Raw genomic sequence first — 15,628 nt, 5'->3', positions numbered from 1 at the left:
CTGCTTTAGCAGGGGGTAATTCGATGCCCGATTCTTCGCAAACACTTTCAGAGAGCGTCAATAACGCCACACAATTTCGTATCAGCACCCTCGGCCATAAGGATCATGGCAAGACAACCTTGATGGCAGCCATTACTCGTGTCCTGTCCAGCGCGGACGCACGCAACGCGTGTATGACGGTTGACCAGTTTGAGCGCTTGCTCGTGGAGCATCAACAGGTCATTCCGCTCACTTCTGTTGAAGTCACCCACAGAATAGGCAATCATAAATATATTCAGACAGACTATCCCAGCCATAACAACATCTTAAAAAACCTGCTTACAACATCCCATCCCTTTGCTGGAGCGGTTCTCGTCGTCAGCGCAATTGACGGCGTGATGTCCCAGGTGCGTGACCAGGTTCTGCTTGCAAGCAAAATAGAGATTCCGAACATCATCGTTTTCCTGAACAAGATCGACCTGGTAGAGGATAAAGACCTGCTCACCGTGGTCGAGCTAGAGATCCGCGAACTCCTCTCCCAGCACCAGTTCACAGTCGAAAGCTCCCCAATCATTCAGGGCTCGGCCCTCCAGGCCTTCACCAGCCAGGGCGACCTCTCGCGTCAAGATCCAGCAGCAAACGGTATCTGGCAACTGCTGGACGCGCTGAATACAATTCTTCTTCCGCCCATAAGCACCATCGACAAGCCTTTCCTCATGCCAATTGAAGATGTTTTTTCCATCAAAGGACGTGGGACCGTTATCGTGGGACGTATTGAGCGAGGACAGATCAAAGTGGGCGAAAACGTCGAGATCATCGGCATTGATACTATCATCCAGAGCACAGTGATCAACGAAATAGAGATTTACAAGAAAAAGCTCAAAAAGGCAGGAGCAGACGAGAGTGTTGGCTGCTTTTTGAGAGATGTGGAGCGCAGTGAGGTCAGACGCGGCTACGTTCTAGCCAGACCCGGCTCCATAAAACCCCAATGGAACTTCCGCAGCTTAGCCTATGTGCGCACAAAAGAGGAAGGAGGGCGGCACACGCCTTTTTACAATGGCTATCGCAACTGTATTTATACCTACCACGGCACAGATATTGTTGGTAATATTAGCCTACCACCTAACAGGGAGATGGTCCATCCCGGCGACTTCGTCGAACTCACAATTTGCCTGACCATGCCCCTCGCATTGGAGAAAGGTACCCGGTTTGCCATTCGCGAAGGCGGACGCGTCGTCACCATCGGCATTTGCACAGAAATTCTCCCTCCAGGGGAAGAAACATAAGTCACTCCTCAATCCAGGCCTGCGACCCCTTTGGCTTCGCAGGCCTCTAGAGCCCATTTGATATTGGCATGTACATTGCCGAAATAGTCATCGTCGGGAACAGCACAGCATTGTTGTGATAGCTTTGTAGTATTGGTAGTAAACCACTCAACAAGTGAAGCGACAGCATCAGGTGGCATTTGGTTACGGCAAAATAGGCCAACCGAATTGTTGTATAGCAACGCACAAGTTTGCTCTGGTGATTCAAGCTGATGTCGTCTAACCAGGTACGCAACATATAGCATTTCAAACTGACGAAGTAACTCTCACTCCTGCATGGAACAATCGAGTTTTCTGCAATGTTCGTGGTTTCTCTAAGAGAAAAGAAATATTCGTTGTTCCCGCTTCCCTTCAGGTACTCTTCCAAATTGGGTCAAGCTCAAGCGTTCCTCAGCAACAGGGAGGCCTTTCAGAGCATCAAGCCACCTCTCGACAGCGTTGACTGAATGAGTTGCAGTAGGTGATGCCAGCCTGGACCCTACACCACACATCCCGACCATTTCCCAGGTATCTGGTGGATGGACTGATAGTGGAGATATACTAGATATGCTATGCGAACACTGTATACCATTGGTCATTCAACAAGAACATTCGAGCAGTTTTTAGCCTTGCTGAGTGCATATGCGATCAACCTCGTCGTGGATGTACGGATCGCTCCTACTTCCACTCGCTCTCCTCAGTTCAATGGCGAGACGCTTGCCAAGGCATTAAAGGTGGCTCATATTGGTTACGTCCACCTGGGCGTATTAGGAGGCCATCGGCGTCCCACGAAAGATTCACCCAATCAAGGCTGGCACAATACATCCTTTCGGGGCTACGCCGACTACATGGCGACAGATGCGTTTCGGGAGGGCCTGCAAAAACTGCAAGAATGTGCGACGAAATGCACAGCAGCCATTATGTGCGCTGAGGCCGTGCCCTGGCGCTGCCATCGCTCGCTGATCGCGGATGCATTGACCATCCAGGGCTGGCAGGTCTATGATATTCAGAGTCAGAAAACAGCGAAGCTGCACAGATTGACACCTTTTCTTCGTGTGCACGATGGACTGTTGCTCTATCCCGCCACTCTTTGACCGATGGAATTCCTTGCCAATGACAAGAGAAACCGAGTAGAATATGCATCACGATGAAATGGTCCAGCTTTGATGCTCCAAAAGATGGAACGAGGTAAGATATGCCCCTACAACCCAATGGCGGAAAACTCCTCATGCCTGTTGAAACCGAGGCTGATGTTTGCGCATTATTTGAAAAAGCTCTCGCGCTCTCTCAGACATCTGGTTTCCTCACAAGGGATCGCTATCGCGCTGATATTGAGGATCATTTCTATTACATTGGAGCTATTTGCCCACAGCATTTTCGTCCACTGCAACAAGAAGTAGTCAACCTTTCCGGAGAGCAACTCACCTTTTTCCACTTTTCGTTTTCAACCTGGCTCTATCTCCTCCACGATGCCCCTGATAGCTGTGCCGAGCAGTTACTACAGAGGCTCCTTCGTGCTGACCAGGACTGTTCCCCATCCATTCTTGAGGCGATGCTTGCTGCCATCGGAACGCCAACAGCCCTGGCTGCAATGGCAGAATATGCCGAAAGAACACACAAGCAGAACGTATTCAGAGATCTGGGATTCTGGCTCCCAGGAAAGGGAAAGCGTGCTGAACCTCGTTTTACGCGACACCGTAGCGCAGTGCGTTTCCAGCCGATTGACACCACCCTTCCTCTTCAGGAGCTTGTGAAGCGCCCCCATCCTGTAGGGCTTCCCGTATCTTTCATCGCTGGGGAGCCAGCGTCAAGCATGATCACATGGCATTATTTGACGCTTGACCTTGCTCGGATTGATGGTCTTCCCCCCACATCGTTTTCGCGCATTCACCTGGTAAGTCCGCCGCAACATAGCGGATGGACGCTCTTTTGCACTATTTCACAGCAGAATCTCTATACGCAGGCACATCTACATGTATCCGAAGATCAAGATTTGGAGATGCTCGAGCAACTCCAAGAGCAGGCGATTGAGCATCAAAACGATGGAAGAGGAGAGCTTCTCCTCTTGCCATATGATGACCAATTAGTGTATCGCAATGGCCATACCCAGTTGACGAAGGGAGTTCATGGAGATGTGGGTGGTCCCCCTCTTGGGCTAGATGAGAATCCTTGCTGTCCGATCTGCAAAAAATTGATGTTTCATGTGTGTACTGTTGCCACCACACTTCGTGAATATGGCGATGGGTTTCGCAGTCTCTTTTTCTGCGAAGGGTGCATGCAAATCGCCTCTCAGGCCATGGGTTGGAATTAACACGTGCATCCCCTTTCTGAAGCGTCTCATCAAGCCTTCTTGGGCGAAACCACTGTACAATTGCTCACAGCTTCTTTCTGGATAGATCAATGATGGTTCCTGCCGCTCCCAAGCTTCACCCGTGCAGATAACAATCAGGGTTTTGGCGCTGTTCATTATTCCTCTGCTAAAGATGAATACGCTTCATTCTTCTCTTCACTTCAGGTACTCTTCTAAAGAGGGTCAACGTCAGACCTACAAAGAAGAATGTCTGTTGGTGCATCGTCCTGGAACACTTGAAGAGGTATGCACGGTCACCGAGGCTTTTGAGCACTTCTACAACACGCAGCGTCCTCATCAGGGGCGCAATTGTCGCAATCGTCCTCCCAGCCAGGCGCATCCTGTTCTGCCCACTTTACCAGCACTTCCAGCCCTAATCGACCCGGATGCCTGGTTGCAAGCGGTTCACGGGCGAACGTATGCGCGACGCGTCAAGTCAGACGGCCGCGTGAGCGTTGATGGGGCCGACTATTACATCAAGCAAGCACTGGCTGGGCAACGCATCACCTTGAGGGTCAATGCTGCTGAACGCTGCTTCGAAGTCCTGCAGCATGAGAGCATCATCAAGCAGCTTCCCATCAAAGGGCTGCAAGGCCAACAGATGCCGCTCGATGACTACATTACCTTGATGCAAGAGCGTGCCCGTTCAGAGGAACGACAACGCTTGATCAACCTGCGACGGCGATATCTCCAAGCTAGATAATCTGTGTAGTTGCTTGCGGGATTTGCTTCGTCGAAGGTGATGCTGTCCGCTTTTCTGCTTGCTCGTTTCTCTCCATCGCTTGCTCGCCTGATTTTCTTTCTCTCTGGTTGACCTAGTCCTCATCTTTCTCCCTCATGCTCTTGTGCTTATACGTTTGCTTTTTTACTTGGACGCTTGTTTTTTGTAATCTCAAGTACTCTTGCGAGAGTCAAAGTCGGAAAACAATACACCTGGAGCAACATAGCGATGCTGTCCTTCCCACCACTCACGAAGACGACAACCCGTGTTGGTTGGCGCTGACCAGCAAGGTATTTATCCAGGATAGAGATGCTCATTTTCTCACCTCACAAGGAAAGCCCTTACATCTGGTGCTATAAGGGCCTATGTAGTATATTTTCTATCAACAAAAGGAATGCGTCCTTATTGGGAAGGAGAAGAACTTGGAACAGAAGGAACCAGAACTTGCTGCTAGCTATGTCATCTCTTGGTACAGTGCCCTCCATCCTTACGATGATATTGATGTGTTTGTAAAACGTGAGTTAGCTCTTACCCATTGGACTGGCTTACAGGAGGAGCCTGAAACCGATCCTAATAACGCCTTCCTTCTCATCGTCAATAGAACCCAACAGCTTCTCTGGTGTGCCCATACAAGCTATTGGGCTTTTCAGTTCGAGGACATTGATGTGGAGGCGAAAACAGACACTATATTTCCTGCTACCCACTGGTCAGACGAAGAGGTTGAATACATCCGAGCGCTAAGCATCATCGCTCAATATTTAAGAGAGATTTGGGAAGACGAGATTTGGGATCAAGTTCGGCTGAAGTGGCAATTGGGATCGGTAGAAAACGACGAACCAATCCGGGTGTTTTTCTTGGCTACTCAGCCAAAGACTGACCGCAATGGAGAGAAAGCGTGGAAAGTATCTTTTGATGACAAAACGGTTCTTTCTCTCATGCATCCTCAAAAGGGCTTTTTCGCTATGGCACAGTGCTTTATGGTATCGAACCTCTTGTTATATCAGTACCTGGCAAGATAGGTGCGGATATGTTCGTAACCCAGCCTCTCTGGGAGAAACATGTTCAGCAAGAGCCACGACCGTTGCTTGACACCGATGTACTAGAACAAATCGCCCTCATAAAAAAATCAGAGTGAGACAGTAAACTTACCATATTGCCCGATAGAACCAGCCTTTACAGCAGGTGTCATAAGGAAGGAAAAGCACAATATGGATGAGCTTAGTCCTATCAAAGTATTAGGGCTGCTTAGATCTAAGCTAAGCAATAATTCGCATTTAGAGGTTACTGGCGAAGGTGCATATGTTTGGAGAGCTTCTTTTTCATTTTTTCCGAGTCTGTCAAGTATTTTATGTATGTGTTTTTGTCTATTGAGGGAAACGTTCTCCGAATTCGATGGCAAAACAGTTGAGCGCAGGTATCCAGTTTCGAATGGGCATGGTCCACTTCTTGGCAATGTTGTGCATGGCCAGGTACACGACCTTGTACACCGCCTCATCTGAGGGGAAAATGCGGTGGTTGCGCGTGACCTTGCGTAACGACATATTGACCGACTCAATGGCATTGGTCGTGTAAATGACCTTGCGGATGTCTTCGGGAAAGGCAAATAGCGGCATCACGTGGCTCCAATGGGTCGCCCACATCTTGCTGATACTGGGGTACTGCTGATCCCATTTCTCGGCGAACAGGTCAAGGTAGAGCTGCGCTTCGCTTTCCGTCGCTGCGGAGTAGATCAATTTCAGGTCGGCTGCTACCTCCTTGCGATGTTTGTAGGAGACATATTTGAGCGAATTGCGGACCAGGTGGACCATACAGAGCTGGACACGTGTGCGTGGGTAGAGCGTTTCAATGGCCTCTGGTAAGCCAATGAGCCCATCCACGCAGGCAATGAAGATATCCTTGAGTCCTCGATTGTGCAGCTCGGTAAAGACCGACAACCAGAACTTCGCTCCCTCATTGTGGCCTAACCACATCCCAAGGAGTTCTTTTTGCCCTTCCATATCCACCCCCAGAGCCAGATACAGCGCCCTGTTAATGATACGCTGGTTCTCACGCACTTTCACCACCAGACAATCGACGTAGATAATGGGATAGACCTGCTCAAGTGGACGGTTCTGCCACTGGCGGACCTCATCCATCACCGCCTCGGTGATGTTGGAGACAAAGGTGGGAGAGATCTCCACCCCATACAACTCTTGGATTTGTGCTTGAATATCGCGAGTCGTCATACCACGGGCGTAGAGGGCCAGAATCTTATCTTCAAAGCCATCCAATCGGGTCTGGTGCTTGGGGATCAGGGTAGGCTCAAAGCTGGCTTCACGATCACGTGGAACCGCTATCGTGATCTCGCCTTGTGACCCCTTAAGTGTCTTGCGGCTGCTACCATTACGGCTATTGCGTGTGGTGTCGCTGCGTTTAGCATGCTTAGGGTAGCCCAGGTGCTCTTCTATCTCCGTTTCCAAGCAACGCTCAATGAGGGCTTTGGTGAGTTGTTTGAGCAAGCCATCTTCGGCCAGAAGTTCCTTGGGGTCGGTGCATTCTTTGAGCAGCTCATCGATCAATTCACGTCGAATGGTCATCTGTTGTACTTCTTCCTCTCTTCATCCACTACGTTTTTTGTCGTCACATACACAAAATATTTTACACCCTCTTTTTTCCACCTGCAACTGTGGAGGATCTTGAGCGCTTAAAAAGCTATTGGAAGCTACCATCATCTTATGAGCAATTCTTGCTCTACTCGAACGGGGCAGAATTATTTATAGATGACAGGTATGGGCAATGGGGCTTTTCCCTTTATGCAGTGAATGACATTCTTATCAAGAATACACGCTGGCAAAGTTTATATGACGATTGGTCAAGTTCTTTTCTTGTTTTCGCAGAATGCCTGGGAGATACTGATTTACTTATATTAGATACTAACAGGCATTCTTTGTCACTTCCTAATGAATGTTATGTCCTTGATGGAGACACTGGTTACCTTGTTAAGACATGGCAAAAGAATATTATTGCAAAGAGTTTTGTACAATGGCTAGATCGCCTAATCGTCGCACAAGGCTCTAAATATTGGCATTGGATTTCACAATGATCAGCAGTGGCTTGTTTGTAACAATTGCACTCTTGAGCTCGCACTAGTAATAGACAATCGTTGACTTGCAAAAACGACCTATAGCAAACCAATAGCGTGGTTCTACATACTCCGACTACATTGCACCTCAAAGGAAAAGCCTTTATAGCACCTGCTGTAAAGGCTGGATATAACGCAAACAAAAGATTGTCAAATGCCAAGAATGTTGCTATCATGCCAGACATTTCTTCAAGAGGAGGATCTTCATGAGAGAGTATCAGGTAGCGATTAAGCGCACGATAGAGAGACCGTGGACCACTATGGAACCATTGCGTCTGGGAAATGTCCCAAAGGGCCTTGGGACGCCGACTTTCTACTGTACCGTTTCCTATAAGGAAGAACCGTATCTTGAAGAAGAGCCATACCTCCTCCTCTGTTTGTATGGAAGTCAATCGTATTTTGCTGATGCTCGAATCTGGCACCAATGGCTCGTCGTTGGCTTCGGAAGCTACATCTATTTTCTCTCACTGGAGAAGCCTTCTCAGCAGATTTTCTGGAACATCGTCTATTTTTGTACCCTCTATCCAGCCGGTGAGTACTTGCTTGCCACTTCCATAGGCAAGGTTTTGTGTTTTGATCGCGATACTCAGCTTCTCTGGTATTCAGAAGAGGTAAGCATGGATGGGGTGAGTATCTCTTCCGTCCAAGATGATCGCATTCTCGTCCTGGCTGAATGTCCCCCTTGTTACGATCCACTTGGACGAGGACCATTTCTCCTTTCCCTTCATACGGGAAAGATCATTGAATAATCTGCTCGTTGCAAGTGCCTCTATGAGTTGAAAGTAGACATCCTCCTTAGCACGAATGTTTCGTGCAGAATGGAGGAGTCGCTTGAAATTTCCTTATCTTCCCCGTTCCTTTCGCCGTATCCGTAGCGTCGGCATAATTCGCGAATGGTATGGTGCCAAGGCCGATAGACGAGCCTGGTATGACCCACAGTATCACCCACCCTCGCACATGAAGCGTCTCGACCAGACACTCTTTATTGGTTCATGGGACGACATCGAGATCGCGTATCGCCGCTTTGATCGTCATGCGTGGATTCGTAGAGAAACACTCGATAGCCGAAAAAAGCTGAAACGTCTTCATCGGCGGCGCGAGGCTCGTCAGCAGCGAGCGCGCGAGAAGCGTTGGGGGTAACCCAAACAGTTCGTCATAGGCTTCAATCATGTCTCATCTGAGAGGGAGATCCAGTATGCGTGCACAATTGTATTCTCTTCGCGAACTGCCTGTCGGGTGCATCAGCATTATGGCCCGTCCACGCGGTGGCGACTGGCTGCTGGATAAAGTTACCGCCCTGCGCGAGGCAGGCGTCCATATATTGGTCTCCCTGCTCACCCCCCTGGAGGTCGATGAGTTCGAGCTTGCAGAGGAAGCGGCATGCTGCCAGACCCAGGACATACCCTTCTTTTCCTTCCCCATCATCGATCGTAGCGTGCCACCTCTCAACGATCGCACCCTAGCCCTCTTACAGCAGCTTGATGAGCAGCGCGCGCAGGACAAACACATTGCTCTCCACTGTCGGCAAGGGCTTGGACGGGCTGCGTTGATGGCGGCCAGTCTGCTCGTGCTCGCTGACTGGTCTCCTGAGAAGGCATTCGAGCAATTGAGCAGGGTCAGAGGCTACCCAGTGCCGGAGACCGAGGAGCAACGAGCCTGGGTGGTGGCTCTCGCGACCAGGTACCTTGTTGAGTAGGGGTGGGACTCTATAATCACTAACTTCTATGATGCTTCTACGACAAAAAGGATGAGCTATGCCTGAAACAGTTGCTTTTATGCTCCCTGGTATGGAGCGAGTTCAAGTCCGCAGAGCCCTGGACTCTAAGCCAGGTGAGGGTGCGGCGTGGTTGCTGGACCTCTTTTTGCCAGCAGACTACAACAGGCACCCATGCATGTAACAATCAAGGTTTTGTGCTGTTCGTAGTTCCTCTGCGAAAGAAGAGATACTCGTCCTTCTCCCCTTCACTTCAGGTCCACTTCCAAAGCGGGTCAATCCCAATTTCGCTTTCATCTCCCTATTTCGTTGTCTAGCCAAGCAGATACCTGACAGCATACGATCGCGTGCTGTTGCAAATCCGGACATTCATGTCACTGGTTTGAGCTTCTGGTATCACGCGATCCCTACCACTTCTGCAAGACGCCTCTGGTGATGACATTCAGAGGCTTCTTGTTCCTTCTTAACTGCTTTGAAAAGTCACCTCCTACTTTTCTTTTTCATCTACGTTTATAAATATAGTTCATTTTTATGAGCATGAAAACAGAAATAGAAGGATAGGTCGTGAAAAAGTTTCTTGTTATTTTTATTTGCCTGTTTTTTGTTTGTCTCTTGAGTGGCTGTGGGGGCAACTCCCAGGCCTCTGTAACACCAGTTTCAACTACAACCCAACAACAGCAAGCAACGCCAACGCCAACGCCAACACCCAAGCCTGCTGATGGCTACATTCGCACAACTGACGATAGTGTACGCTTTCTCAAGTGGTCTGAAGCGAATGGACAAATCAATGGACTCTGGAGCGCGGCCACAATCCAAAACGGCCAGCCAGTCTACCAGAATGGAGCGCTCACCGGAACCCACAGCGGCGAGAATGTCACGTTGACCATGAAGTACCTTATGCAGGAAGCTGCCGCCACTGGCACACTCAAGGGTAATATTCTTTCTCTTACCAGCCCTGGCCAGGATGGCAAGATCTCCACCGTCGAATATAAAGCATGTAGCATAGCCGACTTTAACCAAGCACTTGAGGCCTTCAAAAAGAAGTATGGTGCTGGAAAGTAGATAAAGAGAGAAGCCATCCGAACTTGCTCTGTCATAAGAGCGCTTGGATGGCTTTTTTGTGATGACACAGCAAGCATTTATTGTGGATACGTGCTTTGTTGGCGGATATGGATGACCATCCATTTATCTTTTGTCCGAATTGCCCCAAGCAGAAGCCCACACTCCAACAAGTGCTGCAGCTGCCATCGCTTTGCCAGCATTACTCTCGCCTGTCATAGCGATATTGGTTGTGGTGTTCAGCCATATTGGGCAACAGCCTCTACTTCCTCTTGAGATCTTTTTGTTTGCTCCGTTTAGTAGAAGCTTCAAAGTAGAAGACAGAGATATCTACTTTATGTTCTTGCAACGACTTCGGCAATAGATAGGTCTTACAGAGGGCCATAACATCATTAGAGCGACAGGTCACCGAAACGCACACCGATTCTTCCCATTTGCTTCTACCAGCGTCTCCAGATGAATCTGCTTGACCAGGGTCTCAATCACCTGACGCTTGATATCCCAGGACAAGGGCTGCTCAAGTCCGCCATACAGCCGTCATTGGAGCGCGTACAGCATCTCTTCCGCAGTCTGGAGAGAATGAGACGGTATCTGCATAACGAGAGCCACTTCTGCAGTTGCTTCAGATAATTGCACACCTATAGCATGTCAAACTGACGAAGTAATGCACACCCGTGCAGATAACAATCAAGGTTTTTTGTTCGACTTGTGCTTCCACTGTGAAAGAAGAGATACTCGCCTTCTTCTCTTCGCTTCAAGTACTCTTCTAAAGCGGGTCAATCCCACTTTTCCTCTAACCAACGTTGCCATTCCTTCCATATTGTCTCAGCAAGGGTATCAAAACACGCTTGCATTCTTTGTGGGAGACGCTGACAACGACTCGTTAATGCATCACCAAACCAGTGATCAAATTCTTCGTAAACAATCCGACGAACTTCTGTTGAAGATCGGGCTTCTTGCAATCGAGGCAAAATGGTTGTCAGCTCACTTTCATACTCATCTGGATTTTCATCAATGTCCAATCCAAAGCTCAATCCCATTGGATCAGCATCAAACAGTATATGTATGAGTGAACTATACAACTAACGATACTCGGCTTGAAGTAGTTGTCTTCGTTGTGAAAGCGGGGGCAAACCCCGTACCATAGTGTTTCCTCCCTCGAATCTCTTTTGCTTATCGTCACGTGAATTGTACAGTATTTGCAGGCTCAAGCCAGCCCTATAACAGGTGCAATAAGGGCTGGTTGTGCCGCCAACAACATGTGACTGACAAGGATTCTGTTGTATTCTGATGAGAGAACAGGTGAAAACGACGTTTCACGAGAAGAGGAAAGGACCCTTACTTATTTATGTCTTCGACGTTGCCCGTTCAAGAAGGCTTTATCCCATTTCGAGGATATCGTACCTGGTATCGCATTGCTGGTGACCTTTCTGCGAACAAGAAAGGGATGTTTCCACTGCTAACGCTTCATGGTGGCCCAGGAGCAACCCATTATGGACTGATCCCACTTGAGAAAATTACTGAAACTGGGCGTGCCATCATATTCTATGATCAGCTCGGATGTGGAAATTCTGACCGTCCAGATGATGCTTCCATCTGGTCAGTGAAGTTCTTTCTGGATGAGCTTATTGCGATACGCCGTGAGTTAGAGCTAGATCAGATTCATCTCTTTGGACATTCCTGGGGTGGAATGCTGGCCATGGCATATGTGCTCACCCAACCAAGTGGAGTACTGAGTCTCGTTCTTGCCAGTTCACTCGCTAGCGGGATACTCATTGATGCAGAGAGAAAACGGGTGTACGAACGACTTCCTCTTGAGGTACGTGAAATCTTATCGACACAGGGTTGGAGTGAGAAACCAGAATATCAGCAGGCACGCAAGTATTTTGATACACATCATGTTATCCGTCACGAACCCTGGCCTGATTTTCTTGACCAAGCAAACAAAAGAATGAATGTAGAGGTCAATGTCAACATGTGGAGACCAAACAAGGAAGGAGGTCAAGGAGAATTACGAACTTGGGACATTCGTCCTCGTTTACGTGAAATTCATGTACCAACCTTGGTTACTTCTGGTGTCCATGATGGAATGTCTCCCACGCAAGATGATATCCTTTTTCAGGGAATTCCTCAGGCAAAACATATGGTCTTTCAGGACAGTGCCCACTTTGCACATGCGGAGGAGACAGACACCTATATTGCTGTGCTGAATGAGTTTCTCACGCAAGTCGAACAGTCATATCAGTAAGAATGAACGAAAAGGATGATTTGTACGTTCTTTCTCACTGGGATCAAAAGCCCTTGTATCATCTTTCACGAAGAGAGAAGCAGATACACGAGAACAATGAGATATGGAGAGAAGGAGTCATGAAGCTGGAAAAGCCCGAAAGGCTGCGAACTTGTCTTGTGAGATGAGCTCTGACTCCTTTACCCAGAGAGATCAAAGATCGAACGGTATCGAAAGCCTTCTCCTGTCGTCATGGTGTGGAGAAGAGCTTGTATGCACAAGGTTGATCGGATCGCGCTTCTCCACATCTCTCTAGCTGTTCAACAGAGAAAGAGAGTGAGAGCGATGAACAAGACCTTCTCCCCACTGGGCATTGACACATCTAAAGCCACCTTAGACGTCTGTTTGGTCACTGGTCCGCGTCCACACTCCAAGCGGTTTCCCAATAGCCAACACGGCTATGAGCAGATTCACCACTAGCTCCAAGAACTGGGGCTGCCCCAGGTGCATGCCTGTCTGGATGCCACTGGTTGCTCCAGTGATGGCATCAGTCAGTTTCTCTACGAGCATGCTCATCACGTCAGTGTGATCAACCCGGCACGGGTGAGTGCCTTTCGTAAAAGCGAGGGCATTCGAACGAAAACCGACAAACAAGGCGCCTACTTGCTGGCACGCTCTGTGGAACAGAAGCGGCCAGAGCTCTGGACTCCTCTCTGCAGCGAGCTCCAGCAGATCCAGGTTCTCATGGCGCGCTTGGATGATCTCACCATGATGCGTCAGCAGGAGAAGAATCGCCTGGAGAACAGCCGTCTGGATGCCGGGATCAGGCAGGAGATCCAGGAGCATATTGCCTGGCTTGAGCAGCGCATTGGGCAACTGGAAGCCCGTGCAAACCAGCTGGTACAGCAGCAGCCAGAAATTCACGCGGCATGCGAGCAATTGGATTCTGTGCCAGGGATTGCTCAGAAGACGGCCTATTAGGCCCGCCGGAGAAATTTACAACGTTAGCGGCCAGTGCATCTTATCGGCACTGTCTTTTCTGATCGATCATCCTCAAAATCTGCATCTTATCAGCAGCATAGAGGCGATTTGATGGTACAATCACAAACGACAAATTCTGTCTGAGCCGGATCAGCTCTCTCCATTTCAGTTGGTGGAGATTGCCATTACGCAGGCGCCTTTCGGCAACTCCACAAACAAGGTATCCTAATGAGGCACATGAATGGGCATGTGATTCTCAGGAGGATACGTATGAAGACACGTCAGTGGAGCGTCCGGCGTTCCGTCGTCCCAACAGCCGACGCGCAACAACGATGGGATCAAGCGTATCAGAATCTGGTCCGATGGAGCTTGGATGCGCCACCAGGCCGTTTGCAGGAAGCGCCACATCAGGAGGAAAGGGATGAACGTAGCGATGTATGTGCGCGTGTCTACCCAACGCCAGGCGCAAGCGCAAACTATTGAACAGCAATTAGAACAACTTCGGAAGCATAGCCAAACACATGGATGGGTGTGGTGTGATGAGCACATTTTTCGTGACGACGGCTATAGCGGGGCCAATCTGCGGCGACCAGGATTGGATCGTTTACGCGATCAAGTTCGTTTAGCCAAGTTTGACCGCGTCGTGATCACTGCGCCCGACCGATTAGCCCGCAAGTATATCCATCAGGTGCTCTTGACAGAAGAACTTGAACGAGGAGGGTGCCAAGTCGAATTTACCGATCGTCCCATGAGTCAGGACCCTCACGATCAACTGGTGTTACAGATCCGGGGAGCCGTGGCGGAGTACGAACGCAGTCTGATCGCGGAGCGGATGCGGCGTGGCCGTCTCCAGAAGTATCAAGCTGGTGGACTGTTGCCCTGGACGCGTCCTCCCTATGGGTATCGCGTTGATCCTGCACGGCCACGCGATCCAACAGGAGTCCGTGTGGAGCCAGCAGAAGCGGCCACAGTTACAGAGATGTTTGTCCATTACGCACAAGGTGGGCAGACGCTGCTCGGGATGGCGAAACACCTCACGGAGCATCAGGTGCCCACCTCTAGTGGCAAGTCCCGCTGGAATCCAGGGTCAGTGCGTAGTATTCTCACCAACCCGGTCTATACGGGAACAGTGTATATCGGTCGGACACACGCAACCCCTGCCCAGAGGCGACAGTCCCCTGTCATGCCCATCGGCCGAGGGCGTACGGGGCATGTTCAAACCCCTGCAGAAGAGTGGACCGCCATCGCTCAGATCCCTGCCATTATCAGCCAGGAGCAATTCGAGCAAGTGCAAGCCAGATTAGCTCAGAACCAGCAATTTGCCCGCCGTAACAACACGGCGCATTCGTACCTCTTGCGTGCGCTGGTGAGTTGCGGGATCTGCCATCTCGCGTGCATCGGTCACACCAGTCATCCAGGGTATGCCTACTATACCTGCCGAGGGAAGAACCAGCCTCTGGTCTCCTGCCGTCAGGAAAAGTGTCCTTCGCGTTTCATCCCGACTGGCCAGCTCGATGATCTCGTCTGGCAAGATGTTTGCCAGGTTCTCACACATCCTGACATGATCACAGCGGCCCTCCAGCGAGCGCGGGGTGGGCAGTGGCTCCCGCAAGAACTCCACGCGCGACGAGAGAATCTCCGCAAAGCTCGCGTGAGCATCGAGCATCAGTTGGAACGGCTTACCGACGCCTATCTGGCTCAGGTGTTCGACCTCTCGGAGTACGCACGGCGGCGGAAAGAACTGGAGCAGCGTCTCCAAGTTCTGGCTGAGCAAGTTCGTCAGTTAGAAGCCAACGTTGGACAGCGCGACGAACTAGCGGCCATGGTTCAGTCCATTGAAGCGTTTTGTCAGCATGTTCAGCACGGTCTGGCTGAGGCTACCTTTGAAGAAAAACGGATGCTGATCGAGTTGTTGATCGACCGCGTCGTTGTAACGAATGAGGAGGTGGAGATCCGCTATGTGATCCCCACCTCGCCCCAAAGTGAACGAGTCCGTTTTTGTCAGTTGCGATTGGACTATCTTGAGCGATGGACAGTGCCGATAACGGCACCTATCGGTGATGTTCGATCACGCGAACCCTACAATGTACTGCTTGGTTTGAAGCTCTCTCACGCCTTAGTGTTGTAAACTTCGCGCCTGGGCCTAACAGGCCATTTTAGGCTCAAAGTGAC

16 protein-coding genes are annotated in these 15,628 nt (G+C 49.8%); 14 read left to right on the top strand and 2 right to left on the bottom strand.

All coding sequences use genetic code 11. The annotated features are described in order from the left end of the window. The first annotated feature begins 23 nt into the window (after positions 1–23). From KTE_RS35140 to KTE_RS35120, 5 genes are all read left to right on the top strand, one after another. Positions 24–1,265 carry a GTP-binding protein gene (locus KTE_RS35140; RefSeq protein WP_201389998.1) on the top strand — a complete coding sequence of 414 codons (1,242 nt, stop codon included), beginning with the start codon at positions 24–26 and terminating at the stop codon, positions 1,263–1,265. Between the two features lie 590 nt (positions 1,266–1,855). After that, complete coding sequence (locus KTE_RS35135) at positions 1,856–2,377, top strand: DUF488 family protein (protein WP_201389990.1); 522 nt, start codon at positions 1,856–1,858, stop codon at positions 2,375–2,377. A gap of 101 nt (positions 2,378–2,478) precedes the next feature. Continuing rightward, a complete protein-coding gene (locus tag KTE_RS35130) occupies positions 2,479–3,594 on the top strand; it encodes a hypothetical protein (protein ID WP_201389988.1) in 1,116 nt (371 codons plus the stop codon). Positions 3,595–3,847: 253 nt separating this feature from the next. Then, the gene (locus KTE_RS35125; protein ID WP_236600823.1) at positions 3,848–4,336 is read left to right on the top strand and encodes a transposase; all 489 of its coding nucleotides are present in this window, start codon (positions 3,848–3,850) and stop codon (positions 4,334–4,336) included. A 440-nt stretch (positions 4,337–4,776) separates the two neighbouring features. Then, the gene (locus KTE_RS35120) at positions 4,777–5,373 is read left to right on the top strand and encodes a hypothetical protein (RefSeq protein ID WP_201389986.1); all 597 of its coding nucleotides are present in this window, start codon (positions 4,777–4,779) and stop codon (positions 5,371–5,373) included. A gap of 345 nt (positions 5,374–5,718) precedes the next feature. Here KTE_RS35120 and KTE_RS35115 read toward each other — a convergent pair whose 3' ends face one another. Continuing rightward, positions 5,719–6,930 (bottom strand): IS256 family transposase, encoded by a 1,212-nt coding sequence (locus KTE_RS35115; RefSeq protein WP_201385495.1) that lies wholly within the window; start codon positions 6,928–6,930, stop codon positions 5,719–5,721. Between the two features lie 89 nt (positions 6,931–7,019). Between KTE_RS35115 and KTE_RS50040 the strand changes: the two genes are divergently transcribed. The 5 genes from KTE_RS50040 (at position 7,020) to KTE_RS35090 (ending at position 10,251) form a co-directional block, all read left to right on the top strand. Continuing rightward, complete coding sequence (locus KTE_RS50040) at positions 7,020–7,436, top strand: SMI1/KNR4 family protein (RefSeq protein WP_201389984.1); 417 nt, start codon at positions 7,020–7,022, stop codon at positions 7,434–7,436. A gap of 245 nt (positions 7,437–7,681) precedes the next feature. Then, on the top strand, positions 7,682–8,224 hold the full coding sequence (locus tag KTE_RS35105) for a hypothetical protein (protein ID WP_201389982.1): 543 nt from the start codon (positions 7,682–7,684) through the stop codon (positions 8,222–8,224). Between the two features lie 82 nt (positions 8,225–8,306). Then, entirely contained in the window at positions 8,307–8,615 is a 309-nt protein-coding gene (locus tag KTE_RS35100) for a hypothetical protein (protein ID WP_201389980.1), read from the top strand. Between the two features lie 55 nt (positions 8,616–8,670). Beyond that, complete coding sequence (locus tag KTE_RS35095; protein WP_201389978.1) at positions 8,671–9,171, top strand: protein-tyrosine phosphatase family protein; 501 nt, start codon at positions 8,671–8,673, stop codon at positions 9,169–9,171. A gap of 582 nt (positions 9,172–9,753) precedes the next feature. Further along, on the top strand, positions 9,754–10,251 hold the full coding sequence (locus tag KTE_RS35090; protein WP_201389976.1) for a hypothetical protein: 498 nt from the start codon (positions 9,754–9,756) through the stop codon (positions 10,249–10,251). Positions 10,252–11,024: 773 nt separating this feature from the next. Here the strand turns inward: KTE_RS35090 and KTE_RS35085 are convergent. After that, complete coding sequence (locus KTE_RS35085; protein WP_201389974.1) at positions 11,025–11,270, bottom strand: hypothetical protein; 246 nt, start codon at positions 11,268–11,270, stop codon at positions 11,025–11,027. 326 nt (positions 11,271–11,596) lie between these two features. Here KTE_RS35085 and KTE_RS35080 point away from each other — a divergent pair, with 326 nt between their 5' ends. The 4 genes from KTE_RS35080 (at position 11,597) to KTE_RS35065 (ending at position 15,584) form a co-directional block, all read left to right on the top strand. After that, positions 11,597–12,496, top strand: a complete 900-nt coding sequence (locus KTE_RS35080) for a proline iminopeptidase-family hydrolase (RefSeq protein ID WP_236600822.1) — start codon at positions 11,597–11,599, stop codon at positions 12,494–12,496. 483 nt (positions 12,497–12,979) lie between these two features. After that, positions 12,980–13,456: a transposase gene (locus KTE_RS35075; RefSeq protein WP_201389970.1), complete on the top strand. Its 477-nt coding sequence runs from the start codon at positions 12,980–12,982 to the stop codon at positions 13,454–13,456. Between the two features lie 270 nt (positions 13,457–13,726). Continuing rightward, positions 13,727–13,939 (top strand): hypothetical protein, encoded by a 213-nt coding sequence (locus tag KTE_RS35070; protein WP_201387525.1) that lies wholly within the window; start codon positions 13,727–13,729, stop codon positions 13,937–13,939. Then, a complete protein-coding gene (locus KTE_RS35065) occupies positions 13,878–15,584 on the top strand; it encodes a recombinase family protein (RefSeq protein ID WP_201387523.1) in 1,707 nt (568 codons plus the stop codon). Before KTE_RS35070 ends, KTE_RS35065 begins: the two co-directional genes overlap by 62 nt. The last annotated feature ends 44 nt before the right edge of the window (positions 15,585–15,628 follow it).

Origin of the sequence: Ktedonobacter sp. SOSP1-85, from assembly GCF_016587415.1 — a bacterium.
Classification (GTDB): Bacteria; Chloroflexota; Ktedonobacteria; order Ktedonobacterales; family Ktedonobacteraceae; genus Ktedonobacter.
The sequence above is the reverse complement of the archived record's forward strand: the minus strand, read 5'-3'. Positions and strand labels throughout refer to the sequence as shown.

Coding starts and splice junctions, on each gene's coding strand:
- KTE_RS35140 (WP_201389998.1), top strand. CDS start 24: ATGCCCGATTCTTCGCAAACACTTTCAGAGAGCGTCAATAACGCCACA.
- KTE_RS35135 (WP_201389990.1), top strand. CDS start 1,856: ATGCGAACACTGTATACCATTGGTCATTCAACAAGAACATTCGAGCAG.
- KTE_RS35130 (WP_201389988.1), top strand. CDS start 2,479: ATGCCCCTACAACCCAATGGCGGAAAACTCCTCATGCCTGTTGAAACC.
- KTE_RS35115 (WP_201385495.1), bottom strand. CDS start 6,930: ATGACCATTCGACGTGAATTGATCGATGAGCTGCTCAAAGAATGCACC.
- KTE_RS35105 (WP_201389982.1), top strand. CDS start 7,682: ATGAGAGAGTATCAGGTAGCGATTAAGCGCACGATAGAGAGACCGTGG.
- KTE_RS35095 (WP_201389978.1), top strand. CDS start 8,671: ATGCGTGCACAATTGTATTCTCTTCGCGAACTGCCTGTCGGGTGCATC.
- KTE_RS35080 (WP_236600822.1), top strand. CDS start 11,597: ATGTCTTCGACGTTGCCCGTTCAAGAAGGCTTTATCCCATTTCGAGGA.
- KTE_RS35070 (WP_201387525.1), top strand. CDS start 13,727: ATGAAGACACGTCAGTGGAGCGTCCGGCGTTCCGTCGTCCCAACAGCC.
- KTE_RS35065 (WP_201387523.1), top strand. CDS start 13,878: ATGAACGTAGCGATGTATGTGCGCGTGTCTACCCAACGCCAGGCGCAA.